The 14,893-nt window shown below is 62.8% G+C and carries 21 protein-coding genes; 12 read left to right on the top strand and 9 right to left on the bottom strand.

Annotated elements, in window-relative coordinates; all coding sequences use genetic code 11:
• Positions 1–83: 83 nt before the first annotated feature.
• On the bottom strand, positions 84–248 hold the full coding sequence (locus tag G6N73_RS11890; RefSeq protein WP_121583648.1) for a DUF1328 domain-containing protein: 165 nt from the start codon (positions 246–248) through the stop codon (positions 84–86).
• Between the two features lie 104 nt (positions 249–352).
• Complete coding sequence (locus tag G6N73_RS11885) at positions 353–1,147, bottom strand: response regulator (RefSeq protein WP_165027903.1); 795 nt, start codon at positions 1,145–1,147, stop codon at positions 353–355.
• A gap of 211 nt (positions 1,148–1,358) precedes the next feature.
• On the opposite strand from G6N73_RS11885, the gene G6N73_RS11880 reads away from it, so the two are divergent.
• Together G6N73_RS11880 and G6N73_RS11875 are read left to right on the top strand one after the other, a co-directional pair.
• Entirely contained in the window at positions 1,359–1,553 is a 195-nt protein-coding gene (locus tag G6N73_RS11880; RefSeq protein ID WP_206078816.1) for a NepR family anti-sigma factor, read from the top strand.
• A 5-nt stretch (positions 1,554–1,558) separates the two neighbouring features.
• Positions 1,559–2,107 carry an RNA polymerase sigma factor gene (locus G6N73_RS11875; RefSeq protein ID WP_165027776.1) on the top strand — a complete coding sequence of 183 codons (549 nt, stop codon included), beginning with the start codon at positions 1,559–1,561 and terminating at the stop codon, positions 2,105–2,107.
• On the opposite strand, the gene G6N73_RS11870 is transcribed toward G6N73_RS11875, so the two are convergent.
• Positions 2,093–2,482, bottom strand: a complete 390-nt coding sequence (locus tag G6N73_RS11870; protein WP_246251944.1) for a response regulator — start codon at positions 2,480–2,482, stop codon at positions 2,093–2,095. The genes G6N73_RS11875 and G6N73_RS11870 overlap by 15 nt on opposite strands.
• Before the next feature lie 203 nt (positions 2,483–2,685).
• Positions 2,686–3,780: an AI-2E family transporter gene (locus tag G6N73_RS11865; protein WP_165027775.1), complete on the bottom strand. Its 1,095-nt coding sequence runs from the start codon at positions 3,778–3,780 to the stop codon at positions 2,686–2,688.
• 116 nt (positions 3,781–3,896) lie between these two features.
• Between G6N73_RS11865 and G6N73_RS11860 the strand changes: the two genes are divergently transcribed.
• From G6N73_RS11860 to G6N73_RS11850, 3 genes are all read left to right on the top strand, one after another.
• On the top strand, positions 3,897–4,232 hold the full coding sequence (locus tag G6N73_RS11860) for an ElaB/YgaM/YqjD family protein (protein ID WP_165027773.1): 336 nt from the start codon (positions 3,897–3,899) through the stop codon (positions 4,230–4,232).
• Positions 4,233–4,292: 60 nt separating this feature from the next.
• Positions 4,293–4,745, top strand: a complete 453-nt coding sequence (locus G6N73_RS11855) for a hypothetical protein (protein WP_165027772.1) — start codon at positions 4,293–4,295, stop codon at positions 4,743–4,745.
• Positions 4,746–4,840: 95 nt separating this feature from the next.
• Positions 4,841–5,041, top strand: coding sequence for a hypothetical protein (locus G6N73_RS11850; protein ID WP_165027770.1), 201 nt, complete (start codon positions 4,841–4,843; stop codon positions 5,039–5,041).
• Here the strand turns inward: G6N73_RS11850 and G6N73_RS38260 are convergent.
• On the bottom strand, positions 5,038–5,310 hold the full coding sequence (locus G6N73_RS38260; RefSeq protein ID WP_343044603.1) for a diacylglycerol kinase family protein: 273 nt from the start codon (positions 5,308–5,310) through the stop codon (positions 5,038–5,040). The two genes, G6N73_RS11850 and G6N73_RS38260, sit on opposite strands and share 4 nt — an antisense overlap.
• Positions 5,311–5,331: 21 nt before the next feature.
• Positions 5,332–5,958 (bottom strand): diacylglycerol/lipid kinase family protein, encoded by a 627-nt coding sequence (locus G6N73_RS11845; RefSeq protein ID WP_343044602.1) that lies wholly within the window; start codon positions 5,956–5,958, stop codon positions 5,332–5,334.
• A gap of 265 nt (positions 5,959–6,223) precedes the next feature.
• On the opposite strand from G6N73_RS11845, the gene G6N73_RS11840 reads away from it, so the two are divergent.
• The 5 genes from G6N73_RS11840 (at position 6,224) to G6N73_RS11820 (ending at position 9,913) form a co-directional block, all read left to right on the top strand.
• Positions 6,224–7,279 (top strand): PRC-barrel domain-containing protein, encoded by a 1,056-nt coding sequence (locus G6N73_RS11840; RefSeq protein WP_165027769.1) that lies wholly within the window; start codon positions 6,224–6,226, stop codon positions 7,277–7,279.
• Between the two features lie 380 nt (positions 7,280–7,659).
• A complete protein-coding gene (locus G6N73_RS11835; protein WP_165027768.1) occupies positions 7,660–8,592 on the top strand; it encodes a VOC family protein in 933 nt (310 codons plus the stop codon).
• A 6-nt stretch (positions 8,593–8,598) separates the two neighbouring features.
• Positions 8,599–9,219: an alpha/beta hydrolase gene (locus G6N73_RS11830; protein WP_165027766.1), complete on the top strand. Its 621-nt coding sequence runs from the start codon at positions 8,599–8,601 to the stop codon at positions 9,217–9,219.
• The gene (locus tag G6N73_RS11825; protein ID WP_165027765.1) at positions 9,216–9,515 is read left to right on the top strand and encodes a GNAT family N-acetyltransferase; all 300 of its coding nucleotides are present in this window, start codon (positions 9,216–9,218) and stop codon (positions 9,513–9,515) included. Before G6N73_RS11830 ends, G6N73_RS11825 begins: the two co-directional genes overlap by 4 nt.
• A gap of 98 nt (positions 9,516–9,613) precedes the next feature.
• Positions 9,614–9,913: a GNAT family N-acetyltransferase gene (locus tag G6N73_RS11820; protein ID WP_165027763.1), complete on the top strand. Its 300-nt coding sequence runs from the start codon at positions 9,614–9,616 to the stop codon at positions 9,911–9,913.
• A gap of 217 nt (positions 9,914–10,130) precedes the next feature.
• On the opposite strand, the gene G6N73_RS11815 is transcribed toward G6N73_RS11820, so the two are convergent.
• Genes G6N73_RS11815 through G6N73_RS11805 form a run of 3 tightly spaced genes read right to left on the bottom strand, consistent with a single transcriptional unit; the run spans position 10,131 to position 12,903 of the window.
• Complete coding sequence (locus tag G6N73_RS11815) at positions 10,131–10,376, bottom strand: hypothetical protein (protein WP_165027762.1); 246 nt, start codon at positions 10,374–10,376, stop codon at positions 10,131–10,133.
• Between the two features lies 1 nt (position 10,377).
• A complete protein-coding gene (locus tag G6N73_RS11810; RefSeq protein WP_425484076.1) occupies positions 10,378–11,601 on the bottom strand; it encodes an aminomethyl transferase family protein in 1,224 nt (407 codons plus the stop codon).
• Between the two features lie 12 nt (positions 11,602–11,613).
• Positions 11,614–12,903 carry a phytoene desaturase family protein gene (locus G6N73_RS11805; RefSeq protein WP_246251941.1) on the bottom strand — a complete coding sequence of 430 codons (1,290 nt, stop codon included), beginning with the start codon at positions 12,901–12,903 and terminating at the stop codon, positions 11,614–11,616.
• A gap of 170 nt (positions 12,904–13,073) precedes the next feature.
• Here G6N73_RS11805 and betI point away from each other — a divergent pair, with 170 nt between their 5' ends.
• Both betI and G6N73_RS11790 read left to right on the top strand, forming a co-directional pair.
• Positions 13,074–13,748 carry a transcriptional regulator BetI gene (gene betI, locus G6N73_RS11795; protein WP_165027760.1) on the top strand — a complete coding sequence of 225 codons (675 nt, stop codon included), beginning with the start codon at positions 13,074–13,076 and terminating at the stop codon, positions 13,746–13,748.
• A 27-nt stretch (positions 13,749–13,775) separates the two neighbouring features.
• Positions 13,776–14,855 (top strand): substrate-binding domain-containing protein, encoded by a 1,080-nt coding sequence (locus G6N73_RS11790; protein WP_165027759.1) that lies wholly within the window; start codon positions 13,776–13,778, stop codon positions 14,853–14,855.
• The last annotated feature ends 38 nt before the right edge of the window (positions 14,856–14,893 follow it).

Below are 14,893 nucleotides of genomic sequence, written 5' to 3'. Positions count from 1 at the left end.
CGGGCCGCGTCCCTTTGGGAGACGTTGCCCGGCGGGTATCTGGAAACCGTTTGAGGGGGACGGCATCCAGCATACGGCTTTGGCTAGGCGCGCCTGAACAGCCCAGCCAGCAAGGAGATCACCAGAAACGCCAGGAAGACGAAGAACAGGATCTGCGCTATACCGGCGGATGTTCCGGCTATGCCGCCAAAGCCCAGCGCACCGGCAATGATGGCGACAACGAGAAAAACAAGCGCCCAATACAGCATCGGTCATCTCCTTCGGATTGTTCGTAAAAAACGCCTGCGGCGGTTGATTGGTTCCTAAAAAAGAGGCCGCCGACGGCGGCCTTGCACATGCTTCCAGCGGAACGTCAAGCGGCCGCCTTGGCCTGCCGGTCGAAAAACAGCGCCTGGCTGATCAGCGCCTTCACCATGTCGGGGTTGAAAGGCTTGGTGACCAGGAAAGCCGGTTCCGGGCGTTCGCCGGTCAGCAACCGCTCGGGGAAAGCCGTGATGAAGATGACCGGTACCGCGGCGGACGCCAATATCTCGTTGACGGCGTCGATGCCCGAACTGCCGTCGGCCAACTGAATGTCGGCCAGCACCATTTTGGGCCTGGTCTTGTTGAAGATGGCCGTCGCTTCGGCATGGGTGCGGGCGATTCCCACCACCCTGTGGCCCAGGCTCTCGACCATCTCCTCGATGTCCATGGCAATCAGCGGTTCGTCCTCGATGATGAGAATGTCGGTGGCGACCTGCCGAGATATCTCGTTGCTGGCTTGCGACAGAAGCGCACTGAACTCGCTTTCCGACACGTCCAGGATCTCGGCCGCCTCTTCATCCGTGAAGCCTTCGACAGCCACCAGCAGGAAGGCTTGGCGCGGGCGGGGCGAGATCGCCGTCAAATTGGCGGCGGCGCGCTGTTCCCAGGCCGAGTGCGGCGTTTCCTGCGGCACCCGGATCGCAACCGAGGTGAAGAGCTTGGCGAAAGTCTTGTAAAGTGCGATGCGCTCGTTGGACGCTTCCGGAAAAATTCCTACATCAGCGATCAACGCCTCCAGCATCGCCGCTACCAATGCATCACCACTTTGCTGGGAGCCTGAAACAGCTCGGGAAAAACGACGTAGAAAAGGCAAATGGGGAGCAATAGTTGCAGATAAACTCATAATATGCGGTTCCCTCACATCATCCGCCTGGCGGATTGTTACCGAACCCCAATAACGCCGAAACCCCGAAAAAGTTCCGGCGTGGCGGAACTTATATAAGCTGGACCCGTTATAGCCGGAATTTGGGCAGCCAGATGGCCGCGCCGTCCGCCTTCTGTTCAGAAAAAGGGTGGAACGGGGGTCCATGGCAAGACAGGGCGAAATATCACAAATGACGAAACAAGCCACCGGTGCAGTCGGTGCGAAACCTCGCCGGAGCGGAAACGATCCGCTCGGCGCGAATTCCGAAATCGGCCGCAAACTGAAGCAATATTACGACGAACTCGTTTCGGACGAAGTACCCGACCGTTTCGCTGAACTGCTCAGCCAGCTCGAAAAAGCCGAGCCCACGCAGAAAAAGGCCTGACCGGAATGGTGGTCACTCCGCAGTTCAAGAACGACCTGCTCGGCACCATACCGAGCCTGCGGGCCTTTGCCGTGTCGCTGACGCAGAATTCGGACAAGGCCGACGATCTGGTTCAGGAGACGCTGGTCAAGGCGTGGGACAAGCACGAAAGCTTTCAGATGGGCACCAATCTGAAGGCGTGGCTGTTCACCATCCTGCGCAACGAATTCTATTCGCAGATGCGCAAGCGTGGGCGCGAGATCCAGGACAGCGACGGCATCATGACCGAACGCCTCGCCGTGCATCCGAGCCAGCACGGGATGCTCGACCTCGAGGACTTTCGCGCCGCGCTAGAGCAGCTTCCGGAGGATCAGCGCGAGGCGATCATCCTGATCGGCGCTTCCGGCTTCTCCTATGAGGAAGCCGCCGAGATCTGCAATTGCGCCGTCGGCACCATCAAGAGCAGGGTCAGCCGCGCGCGCAACCGTCTGCAGGAGATACTGAAAATCTCGGGCGAGGCCGACTATGGCCCCGATTCGATTTCGGCGCAGGTGATGGGTTCAAACGCGGCGTGAGGCGCGAAGGCGGCCGGCGGCAGCCGCCACTGCCTCGACCAGATCGGAGCCGGAGTAGGGCTTGCCGATCACGGCCACATCGGGAAAGGCCGCGAAGATTTCGTCGAAATCGGTATAGCCGGAGGCAAAGACGAACGGCACGTTATGTTCATGGATATGCCGGGCGAAGTCGAGCGTGGATGTGCCGTCTAGCATGACGTCGACGATGGCGGCGTGAAATTCCATTGCCGCCCTGTCGGCGTCGATCTCGGCAAGGTTCCTTGCCACCACGACGTCGGCGGCGCCGTTGTCGCGGCAAAGCTGCTCTACATCCATGGCGATGAGAACCTCGTCCTCCAGAACCAGAATTCTCATGCCGGACAGCAAATCGGACAATCGCAATCTCCTCGAAACAGGGTGACTCATGAACGCAAATTGGTGCGTTGTCATTTAAAAAAGACATGTCCTGATCCGGATGGAAGGCAGCCTTGCTGCGGCCGCTGCGGGGTTTCCGTGAATTCGAAAAGCAGAGACTGGCTTTCGTTAGCCGGTTCAAGAAGGGCTAGGCGCTGCGCCGCCGGTTGGTCGTTCGACGACGCTTAGCCGGCGTCGTCACCCCAATTCAGGCCGGGAACGACATTCCTGACGACCGCATAGGCGACCAGCAGAGCCGGGATGGCTATGAAGCCGCCGAGCGGCCCCCACAGCCAGATCCAGAACACGAGAGCGAGCAGCACGACCAGCGGGTTCAGCGTCATCGTCCGACCGATCACCATCGGCGTCACGAACTGCCCTTCGGCCATGTTGATGGCGAGATACACTGCCACTGGCAGCAGGCTGCCGCCGAACGTGTCGAATTCGGCCAGACCGATTGCGAACAGGATGACCACCATCACCGCCGGGCCGATAAACGGCACGAAATTGGCCAGCGCCGCCAGCGCGCCCCAGAGTGGGGCGGACGGAATGCCGATCAGAAACAGTCCCACGCCGACGGCAAAGCCTTCAGCGATGTTTATAAGGCTGATCGATATCAGATAGCGCGACACCAGGCTTTCGACATCGCGGAAGATATGCGCGACGCGCCAGCGTAGACGGCGGTTGAAGAAAAGACTCAGGATCGCCACCCGTGTCTGGTGCCGCGTCGCGACGAAGAAATAGAGGCTGGCGAAGAAGATCAGAATCTGGGCGATGACGGCGGGCGCCAGCGTCGCCAGGCTTTCCAATCCCATGCCTTCGTCGAGGGAGACAGACACGCCTCCGTCGCCGGTCAGATTGCGCAATTGCTCGCGAATGCCGTTCAGCGCTTGCAGCGGCTGCCTCAATTGCGCGAGTTGCCCCTGAAGGTCGCTCCAGATCTGCGGCAGGCGGCCGATCCAGAAGTTCAGCGGCGCGGCCAGCGCGAGAGCGAACAGGCAGGCGGCGAATATGAAGATCAGCACGACCACAGTCGCCGAAATGCCGGGCGGGAATCCGTGCCGCTCGAGCCTGGCGGCGATCGGACCCAGCATGAGGCCGATGACGATGCCGAGCGAAATCGGCGCAAGAATGTATTCCCCCGTCGCCAGCGCGAACACCAGCGCGATAATGCCAATGACGATGACCGAAACCTGCGCCGCCTGCGCCAGAAATATCTCGACGTTCGACTTGGGCGGCAATCGGACGATCGGCGCCTTCTTGGCGGTGCGGTTAGCCATCTAGGATTTCCGGCTGGACTTGCAGCGGGAAACGCACTTTCATGGCCTTTCGTTCCTTGACGGAACCTCGCTGCGCATGGGGCGTTCTGTCGGCATTAGTGCTAAGGAGTGTGGCAATGGCGGCTGCAGCAGGCAGATCTTCGAAATCCACAGGCGAAACGGGACCAAGCCCCAACCTTGAAGCCGACATCCGCCAGTTGCGGGAAGACATAGCGAAGCTCGCCGAGCAATTGGCGGCCACCAAAGATCATTCCTACAGCGCCGCGCGCCGTGCGGCGGCCGAAGGGGTCGAGCAGTTGCGCACCCAGGGCGAGGCGGCCATCGAAGGCCTCCGCGCCAACGCCAACGACATCCAAGAGCAGGTGATTGCGACCGTTCGTGAAAAGCCGATCACATCGCTTGCGATCGCCGCCGGCGTCGGTTTTCTGTTTGCGCTCCTGTCACGCCGCTAGCGCCGGCTAAACCATGATCAGGTTAAGTTGAATGGTTCTGCCGGGGATGGGGGCGTTCGCATGCTGGCATCGCTGATTGCAAGTTTCGCTTCGGGCGAAACTGCGCTTGCTGTTCGCCGCGCCCGGCGAACGGCGATCGCCTATCTGCTGGCAGGCGTGGCCGCCCTTTGCGGTGTCGGCTTTCTTATCGGCGCACTCTACATATGGGCGTCGCAACGCTACGGCGCGATCGAAGCGGCACTCGGCATCGGCGCAATCTTTCTGCTCTTGAGCGGCCTCGTCCTCATCGTTCATACCGCCACCGCGCGGGTTCAGGCGCGGCGGGCCAAGGAGCGGCGCGCAAGCGACCTGACGACCGTCGCGGTCGCTTCCGCGCTAGCAGTCTTGCCGGCGCTTTTGCGCGGCAAAGCCGGGCTTGGAACGGTGATAGCGCCGATTGTCGCGCTTACCGCCTATGCGATCTACCGTGAGAACCGCGCCAAGACTCCGAAGAAACCCGATCTCGCCGATTGAGGTTTCGCCATCTGCGGCGGCCTACCGGCGATGCGTCTGGAACCAAGCCATGGCGCGGGCATTGATCGGCATAGGCCAATACAGCGGAGACGATCGTGCCCAAGACAATACCGCCCGGCAAATCGCGCCAGGGAAGCCGCGGCCTTCCCGTCCTTATCGTCCTTGTGGCCGGGCTGGCGCTGGCGATGGCGGTATGGGGAATTCTGGAGATTTGGGGCGAGGCTATCGACGCGCCGAGCAACGAGCAGCCCGGCGGCGTGACGGTTGAAGGCAATGAACAAGCGCCGGCCAATTAGCCAGGGGAGCTTGCCCCGGACTGCTTTGGCACGAGCACCCGAAGCGATTTCGGGTGTATCTCCAGCACCGTCTCCGGTTCCAGCTCCGACAGTTCGCCGTCCATCACGCATTTGAAACCAGCCTTGGCCGAGCGAATCTTGAGCACTACCCGCTCGGCCCGATGGATTTCGACCTGCTGGTTGTCGCGCCACCGGCCGCGCGCCACGTTGAGCATGAAGCGCAGCAGTTCCCCAGGTTGCCGGGCAACGGTGATGTAGATGCCGAGCACGCCGCCATCCGGATGGTCTGCTTAGGGCAGATGGCCTTCGCCCAACAGATTGTTGGTCACGCCTATACCGATCGTGCGGGTGACGATCTCTACGTCGCCGATCGTCAGGCTGACGGTCATCGTCGGCGGGTTCATAATGGTCGCGTAGGCGGCCGTGACCGAAACGCCGATCTTCCCGAGACGGGAGCGGAATTCCATCTTGTCGCGCAGCCGCACCATTTTGGCGTGCACGCCGATCGAGAACTGGTGGACGAAGACGCGGCCATTGGCGCTGGCCACGTCCACGAACTTGATCTCGCCGTCCGCGAACGAGTCGAGAGCCTGATCCAGCGCCTGCGGCACGCAGAGGCTGCGCGCAAAGAGGTTCATGGTTCCCGCCGGAAGGATGGCCAGCGCCTTCTTCCTGTCCTTCAGGGCCGCGGCCGCCGCTGAGATGGTTCCGTCGCCGCCGCCGGCCAGCACCACGTCGACCGACCGCTTGCGCGCCGCCTTGTCGAGCGCCTCGACTATTTCGTCACCCGCGACGATGCGCATTTCTACGATATGGCCGGCGGTCGCCAAGGTTTCTTCGATCTTTGCTGAAAAGGCATCGAGATTCATCCCGCGCAGGGTGCCGCCGTCCCGGTTGAGCACCGCAAGAAAGCGCATGCCAGAATCTCCGATCGCCCGTCGCTGAAGCTGCCTGCTCGGCGAGCGAAAGCCGGTTTTCTCAACGTGGCGAAGTTCCCGCCTTGGACAGCAGGGCTCACGGGACCCTGCCGCACCTCTTCCGGAATGGCGGGATCCGGGGAAATTCGGAACTAGAACGCAGTAACGACGTTGTGACGTTGTGAAACCGCGCCCGGCATTCCCTGCGACGGTGCAGCCGAGGCGCGGCAGTGCATTGAAAGCTCACGCACAAGGAGAACATATCATGATCCGCAATCTTCTGGCTACCACGGCGGTCGCGGCACTGTTGTCGACGGCCGCCTATGCGCAGGACACCACTGCGCCCGCGCCTGCCGCGCCGGATCCGACCATCCAGGCCCCGGCTGAAGCGCCTGTCGTGCGCGCCGACGGCCATCTGGCTACCAACCTGATCGGCGAAACCGTCTACAACGGCACCGGCGACGACGCCGAGAACATCGGCAAAGTCAATGATATCGTCATCGGCTCGAATGGCGAGGTCGAATCCATCGTCATCGGCGTCGGCGGCTTCCTCGGCCTCGGCCAGAAGAATGTCGCCGTGAACTACGCCGAGGTTGACTGGGCCGAACGGGACGGCGACCGCTGGCTGGTCATAGCCGCCACCAAGGAACAGCTCGAAGCGCAGGCCGATTTCGATCGCCGCGCCTATGAGCCTGCTCCGGCGACCATCGCCGGCACGGAACCGCCTCCGGCGACCGACCAGACCGCGACGGCTCCGGCTCCTGCCCCGGTTGCACCGGCTGACGATCAGACAGCGACGGCCCCGGCTGAACCTGCCCCGTCGGATGAGCAGACCGCGACGGCTCCGATTGAGCCTGCTCCGGCTGACGACCAGACTGCAACCGCTCCGGCTCCGGCCGCTCCGGCTGACGAGCAGACCGCAGCAGCTCCGGCTGCCCCGGCCGCTCCCACCGATCAGACCATGACGGGAGCGGTCGACAAGTCCACGTTGACGGAAATGCCGGCCGGCGAAATCCGCTCGGAAGATCTGGTTGGAACCACCGTTTACGGCGCCAATGACGAGATGATCGGCGAGATCGGCGATGTCGTGCTCGAAGGTGAGAAGGTCGATTCGATCATCGTCGATGTCGGCGGGTTCCTCGGCGTCGGCGAGAAGGAAGTCGCAGTCGCGATGGACAATCTCGCATTCATGACCGACGCGGACGGCAACAAGTATCTCTACACCGGCTTCACCAAGGAGCAGTTGGACGCGCAGCCGGCCTATGACGAGGCAAGCTTCGCCGAGAAGCGCGACGAACAGCGCATGATGATGAACCAGTAATCATCCACGCTTATCGTGGCAAACCCGCGCCGGCGACGGCGCGGGTTTTCTTTGTCGGATCCGCTACGTGACCAACCGTGCCGCACAACCATATGTTCGCTCAGCAAAGCAAGCACTGGTAACTGGTAACAGGCGATAAGCGGGACATTGGGGCATTTCGATTTTCGTGCCAAGCTGAGTTCCCTCATTCTCGCCTGTGACAGGCGGAGCGGAAATCTCGCGGGCGTGCAAGAGTGCGAAAGCAGTGAACGAACGCCTGCAGTTCGTTCACAAATTGACGACAGTGCATTCTGACTTCGGCCTCTACCCCGACGGGTCGTTCGACCGACATAAGGGGCCGAGAGGCGGCGAGGTCGCCTAGGAAACAAAGGAGCACGGACATGCTCGACCAGATCAAGGGTCTGCACCACGTCACGTCGATGGCCAGGGATGCACGCCGCAACAACGAATTCTTCACCGGCAAGCTCGGGCTGCGCCGGGTCAAGAAGACCGTCAATTTCGACGCGCCGGACGTCTACCATCTCTATTACGCTGACGAGGTCGGCACGCCGGGCTCGGTCATGACCTACTTTCCTTTCCCGAACATAGGCAAGGGCAGGCATGGCGTGGGTGAGGTCGGAACCACCGTTTTTGCGGTGCCGCAGGGCACGCTTGGCTATTGGGAAAAGCGGTTCGCCGACGAGGGTGTAAAGGACGTGAAGCGCGAAACGCGCTTCGGCGAGGAGAGGCTGGCCTTCTCTGGCCCGGACGGCGATTCCTTCGCGCTCGTCGAGACGAAGGACGACCCACGCAAGCCGTGGACCGAAGCCGGTATTCCCGCCGACGACGCCATACGCGGCTTCCATTCGGCGTCGCTCAGGCTGCGGGACGGCGGCGCGACAGAGGAGTTGCTGAAGTTCATGGGCTACGAGGATGTCGATGCTTCCGGCAACGTCAAGCGGCTGGCCATCAAGAACGGCAACGGCGCCGATGTCATCGACATCGAAACCTTGCCCGGTGCGCCCTTTGCCGATCTCGGCGCCGGCTCCGTCCACCACATCGCCTTCGCGGTCGAAAACCGGGCAAAGCAGATCGAGGTCCGCAAGGCGCTGATGGACACCGGCTACCAGGTGACGCCGGTGATCGATCGCGATTATTTCTGGTCGATCTACTTCCGGACGCCGGGCGGCGTCCTGTTCGAAGTCGCGACCAACGAGCCGGGCTTCGATCGCGACGAGGACACGGCCCATCTCGGCGAGGCGCTCAAGCTGCCGAAGCAGCATGCGCATCTGCGCGATTATCTCGAAAAGCACCTGCAGCCGCTGGAGGGCTGATCAGCCATGTCCGCAGACGCTTACATCCACAAGGCTATAGCCGGCGCGCCTGGCGCGCCGGTGCTGTTCCTGTTCCATGGCACCGGCGGCGACGAAAACCAGCTCGTCTCGCTCGGGCAGGAGATGCTGCCCGGCGCGTCGATCGTCTCGCCGCGCGGCGACGTCTCGGAATATGGCGCGGCGCGGTTCTTCCGGCGCACCGGCGAGGGCGTCTACGACATGGACGACCTCGCGCTGCGCACCGGCAACATGGCGGCCTTCGTCCGGGCGCATGTCGAGGCGCAAAAGCCCTCGGCGGTGCTCGGCCTCGGCTATTCCAACGGCGCGAACATCCTCGCCTCGACGATCTTTCTCGAGCCGGACCTGTTCGACGCCGCGGTGCTCATGCACCCGCTGATCCCGTTCGAGCCGCAGGTGAAGGGCAGCCTCAAGGGAAAGCGGATCCTGATCACCGCCGGCCGCCGCGACCCGATCTGCCCGCCCAACCTCACGGCGCGGCTCGACGCGCATTTGCGGTCGGCCGGGGCCGATGTCACACTCCACTGGCATGAAGGCGGGCACGAGATCCGACCGGACGAGATCGAAGCGGCCAGGCGGTTCCTTGCACCTAGACAGGAGCAATCATGACCGACGCGCTGCCTGAAATCCGGCTGGAAGATACCGGCTCGAAGGGACGATATTTCATCCGCTCAGCCGCCGGCGACGAGGCGGAGATGACCTTCAGCAAGGCCGGAGAGCATCTGATCATCATCGACCATACCGAAGTTCCGGAAGCGTTTCGCAGGCAGGGCGCGGGGCTGAGGCTCGTCACCCGTGCCGTCGAGGACATGCGCGCCGCGGGCAAGAAGATCATCCCGCTCTGCCCCTTCGCCAACGCGCAGTTCCGCAAGCATGCCGAATGGGCGGACGTGCTGAAAGGCTAGTCGCGCAACCCGCCGGGGATGATCCGATTCTTCCGGCAGGAACCAACGTCGTAAGCAGCCATTTTTGTCTGGAGAGTCCGGGAGAGATCGAGGCGGCGATGCAGAAGACGGATCTGGGCATAAGGCTGGAAAAGCGCGGCCATCGGGGCCGCTACGTGCTCGAAATGCCCGAGGGCGAACCGGCCGAACTGACCTATGTCGAGAGCGGGCCGGATCACATCATCATCGACCACACCTGGGTGCCGCCCGCATACAGGGGGCGCGGCGTGGCGGAACGCCTGGTGGTGCGGGCCGTCGAGGACGCCCGCGCTTCAGGCACGAAGATCACGCCGCTCTGCCGGTTCGTGGCGCTCGAATTCCGCCGCCACAAGGATTGGGCGGATCTGTTGAAGCGGTGAGGCGGGGTGCGTCCTTCGAGGCTCGCTGCGCTCGCACCTCAGGATGAGGATTGTTGCTGCCTACAACCGCGTCCTGAGAAACTCGTCGTAGTTGTAGGACGAGTAGGGTAAGTGCCTGCGGCCGGTCTGATTTGCTGTGCGTTTCAGAACTTTGGTGCAAGCAACCCACGTCCCTCATCCTGAGGTGCGAGCGCAGCGAGCCTCGAAGGACGCACTCTTATTGTTTTTGTTTCTCCATCCTCTCCAGCCACTCGCTTTCCACTCCCCGCTCGCCGATGATCGGCAGCGGATCTTCTGAATCGCGCCTTGAGCACAGGCGGTAGACTTCCAGCGCCTCGGCGCTCAATTCGCCGCGCTTATAGAAATACATGGCAGCGGCGTAGCGCGTGCGACCCGACCACGGTTCTCCGAGCGGTGTGTTGACCAGCGCCCATTGTTCGGCGGTTTCCGTGTCCGGCACCATCTCAAAAGTCCGCCGGCGGGTTGGCGGCCCGCCGGTCCAGCTTGATAAACGGTCGCGGCACGATCTTCGCGCGTTTCATCAGCCGCTCGTATTTCAGTTCGCGCATCGCGTAGATCTCGACCCAGAGATCGTCGGTAATCGTGTCGCCGAAAGGTCGCGAAAGGCCCGCAATCGCTATGTTTCTCTTCGCCATCGGCGACCAGATCGCGGCGCTGACCAGCCCGACCTCGCGCTTTTTCCGATGATAGACGATGGCGTGCTCGGCCGGGATGTTGCCCTCGATCTCCAGCCCGACCAGAACATGGTGCATCGTCTTGTTCTGTCGGGCCTTGATGATAGCCGTGCGGCCGTTGAAATGGCCCTTTTCGGCATCGACCATGAAGCCCAGCCCGATCTCGTCGGGCATGCGCACGCGGTCGGCGCGCAGTGCATGCCCGGCGGTGGAGAAATCGGCATTGGCGACTATCAGCCCGGCCTCGATGCGAGCGCGGTTCAGCGCCTGATAGCCGATGGCGCGCAGGCCGCGATGTTCGCCGGCCTGCCAGAGGCGATCCCAGAGGCTGAGCGCGAGCTTCGTTTCCACGAAAAGCTCGTAGCCGAGATCGCCGGTGAAGCCGGTGCGACAGATCGTTACGGTTCCGTTCTGATGTAGGAAATCCGCAAGGTCGAAGACTTTCAGATGCTCGACGCCGGCAAAGCCCGCCTCGCGTAGGACAGCGAAGGAGGTCGGCCCCTGCAGCGCCAGGCCGGCAATGGCTTCGGTTTCTTCCTCGATCCGCACGTCGAAGCCGCAGGCGCTGTCGAGCAGCCACGGCAGATGGCGCTCCTGGCAGCACAGCCGGAAATTTTGCTCGCCGAGCCGGAACAGCGTGCCGTCGTCGAGCACATGGCCTTCGTCGTCGCACCAGGCGGTGTAGTGGACCCGGCCGGGCTTCAGTTTGGCGACGTCGCGCAGGGTGATCCGGTTGAGGCATGCCTCCGCGTCGGGTCCCTCGATCCGGTATTTGACCATGGGCGAAATGTCGAAAAGGGCGGCCTGGCTGCGGATCGCGAAATATTCGAGCTCCGAATCCCACAGCGAGTTCGGCGCCTTGTAGCCGGCCCAGTCGTACCAGTCCTCCGTCCTCGCCAGCGCCTCGATGCGCGGCTGGAAAGGCGAGGGCAGGCGCAGCGTGCGGAAATGGGATTGCGCTAAGCGTGTCGAGTGTGATGGAATTTCGCGAATGTTTTCCACGGCTTAGCTCCTCGCCGCCAGTATGCGCCGGGCGGCGTTCAGGCCCGGCGCGCCGGAGATGCCGCCGCCCGGATGCGAACCGGCGCCGCAGAGGAACAGCCCGTCGACCGGCGTATCGTAGCCCGACCAGCCGGAGACCGGACGCGACATCAGCATCTGGTCCGCCTGCAGTTCGCCATGGTGCCAATGGCCGCCGGGCATGCGGTAGCGCGCCTCGATGTCGGCCGGCGTCAGCAGTTCGGCGTGGCGCACGCGCGCGCCGATGCCGGGCGCGTATCGTTCCAGCAAGTCCATGATAATTTTGAGGAATTTCGGCTTTCCGGCATCCCAGCCTTGCTTCAGGCGGTAGGGCGCATATTGGATAATCGCCGACAGAACGCAGGCGCCGTCGGGCGCAAGCGACGGGTCGGAAAGGCTCGGCAGCGTGATCTCCATCACCGGTTCGGTGGAGAATTCGCCATATTTCGCCGGGTTGAAAGCGCGTTCGACATGGTCGGCCGACGGCGCGATGACCAGCCTGCCGCGATGATCCTCGGCGCGCACGCCCAAAAATTCCGGCGGGCGGTCGAGCGCAAGGTGCAGCTTGGCCGCATTTCCTTGATTTCTAATGTTTTTCACCTTCCGCACAAAGCCGGTGTCGAGCTCACGCGGGCCGACGAGATCGAGGAACGTTGTGGATGGATCGATCGCCGACACGATCAACCCACACGGAATTTCCTCAGCGTTTTCAAGCACAATGCCCGTGGCGCGGCCGTTTTCGATGCGGATTTTGTTCACAATTGCATTGGAGCGCATGATTACGCCGGCTTTCGCCGCGGACGAGGCGATCGCGGCCGCGATTTGGCCCATTCCGCCCCGCGGCACGATTTGCGCGCCCGGCGCGCCTGCGAGTTCGCCCGTGAGACGATAATAAAGTCCGAGCAGCGAAGTCGGCGAACGCGGCCCGAGATGGCTGCTGAGCACCGCGTCGAAGGCCAGCAGTCCCTTCAGCCGATCGTCTTCGAGTTGCTCGTCGAGCACGTCCGCGACGTTCATCAGCAGCATGCGCAGGAAGTCGCGCATGTCCTCCTTGCCGAGTCGTTTCAGCGACAAAGCAGTCAGGCCGAGAGCCGAGGTCTCGGCGAGCGACATGCCGCCGAGGTCTGGGGGGCGGCGCGAAAGCATCGGCTTCAATATGCCGGCATAGCGGACGAGCTGCGCGCGAAGCTCCTTCCATGCCACCTGCTCGGCCACGGAGGCTCCGGCCAGGCGTTCGCCATAGGCGCCAAGGAACATCCGCACCTGGGAGGCCATGCAGAAGGTGCTTGACAGTGGCGAGCACCGCCCCACTCATCTGCGCGCATGGAAGCCGGCCAACCACGGATAAAGCTGAAAACGATGTGCTCTATGACGCCCACCCCCACCCCTAACCCCTCCCCGCAAGGGGGAGGGGGATTCCTGGTGCGCAGGAGCGCTGTCTGCCGATGAGCGGGGCCGCATCAAGGGAGCAGGGCGACACCGAAAAGCGCGGCCGCAAGGCGTCCAAGGAAACCCGCCGCCAGCAACTGATCGAGGCGACGATCGATTCGCTGGCCAAGCGGGGGTATTCCGAAACGACGATGGCCGATGTCGCCGACGGCGCCGGCCTTTCGCGCGGCATCGTCAACTTCCATTTCGAGAGCAAGGAAAAGCTGCTTGTCGCCACGCTGCAATACATGGCCGACGAGTACGCCGCCCACTGGCGCGCAGCCCGGGAGAAGGCCGGCGACGATCCGGCGCGGCAGCTGCAGATGCTGGTGGCGGCCGATTTCGACCGTTCGATCTGCAACAAGCGAAAGCTTGCGGCCTGGTGCGCCTTCTGGGGCGAGGCGAAGTCGCGCCCGACCTACCAGGCGCTGTGCGGGGCCCGCGACGAGGCCTACCAGAATGTCATCATCGAGCTCTGCGCGGCGCTGAAGGCCGAGGGCGGTTACGATTTCGAACCGCGATCCATGGCGCTGGGTCTCAGCGCCATGCTCGAGGGCCTGTGGCTTCGACTGATGATGGGTGCGGAAAACGTCACGCGGGAGACGGCGCACCTGGCGGCGGCGGAATATCTCGCCTCGGCCTTCCCGAAGCATTTTTCGCGGGAGGCGGAGCGTCCGAAGAAGCTGGCCTGACGACAACGACAAAGGGAGGAAGGAACGATGGTGGCATTCAACGGGAAGACGGCACGGCTCGCGCTGGCGGCAGCGCTTTCGACATCGGCACCGGCCATCGCACTGGCCGAGGACAAGGACCTGATCGTCTTCGACTGGTCGGGCTACGAACTGCCGGAATTTCATCCCGGCTATGTCGCCAAGAACGGCGAGTCGCCGACCTACGCATTCTTCGGCGATGAGGAGGAGGCTTTTCAGAAGATCCGCGCCGGCTTCAAGGCCGACCTTTCGCATCCGTGCTCGCAGAGCGTGGTCAAATGGCGCGAGGCCGGGCTGCTGCAGCCGCTCGACACCTCGAAGATAGAGGGCTGGAACGATCTCAATCCCGGCATCATGGCGATGAAGGATCTGGTGATGACCGCCGACGGCACGGCATGGTTCATGCCCTGGGACTGGGGCAATACGCTGCTCACCTACAATTCCGAAAAGATCGACGAAAAGGACGTGCAGTCGCTGAAAGCCTTCGCCGACCCGAAATTCAAGGATCGCGTGTCGATCGGCGACAATGTCGATGACGCCTATGCGCTGGCGAGCCTCGCCATCGGCCTGAAGGACTGGACGCAGATGACCGATGCCCAGTTTGCCGAAGCCTCGGCCTTCCTGCGCGAGGTCCACAAGAACGTCCGCCTCTACTGGGCCGACACCACCGAGATCGTGCAGGCGATGAGCGGCGGCGAGGTCGATCTCGCCTGGGCCTGGAACGACGCCGCCGTGCAGGCGGCGGCCGGCGGCGCGCCGATAAAGTCCAACCGCGATGCGGCCGAGGGCCTGTCGACCTGGGTCTGCGGCTATGTGCGGCTGAAAGATGCGCCCGGCAGCGCCGACAAGGCTTACGACTATCTGAACGCCGTCAGCGCGCCTGAAGTCGCGACCTTCCTCATCACCGACTGGGGCTACGGCCACGCCAACGCCAAGAGCATGGCCGGTATCGACCCGAAGGTGCTGGCGGAAAAGGGCTATGACGACGTTGAAAAGTTCGTCGACAAGACGCTGTTCCAGTCGCCAGTGCCGACCGAACTCAAGCAGAAAATGATCGCCGAATTCGAGAAGATCAAGGCGGGGTATTGAGGGGGCTTGACGATTTATGAGTAAATACTCATAATCTG

Source organism: Allomesorhizobium camelthorni (assembly GCF_011045125.1).
Classification (GTDB): Bacteria; Pseudomonadota; Alphaproteobacteria; order Rhizobiales; family Rhizobiaceae; genus Allomesorhizobium; species Allomesorhizobium camelthorni.
Note: the sequence above shows the minus strand (reverse complement) of the source record. Positions and strands in the feature narration are given on the sequence as shown.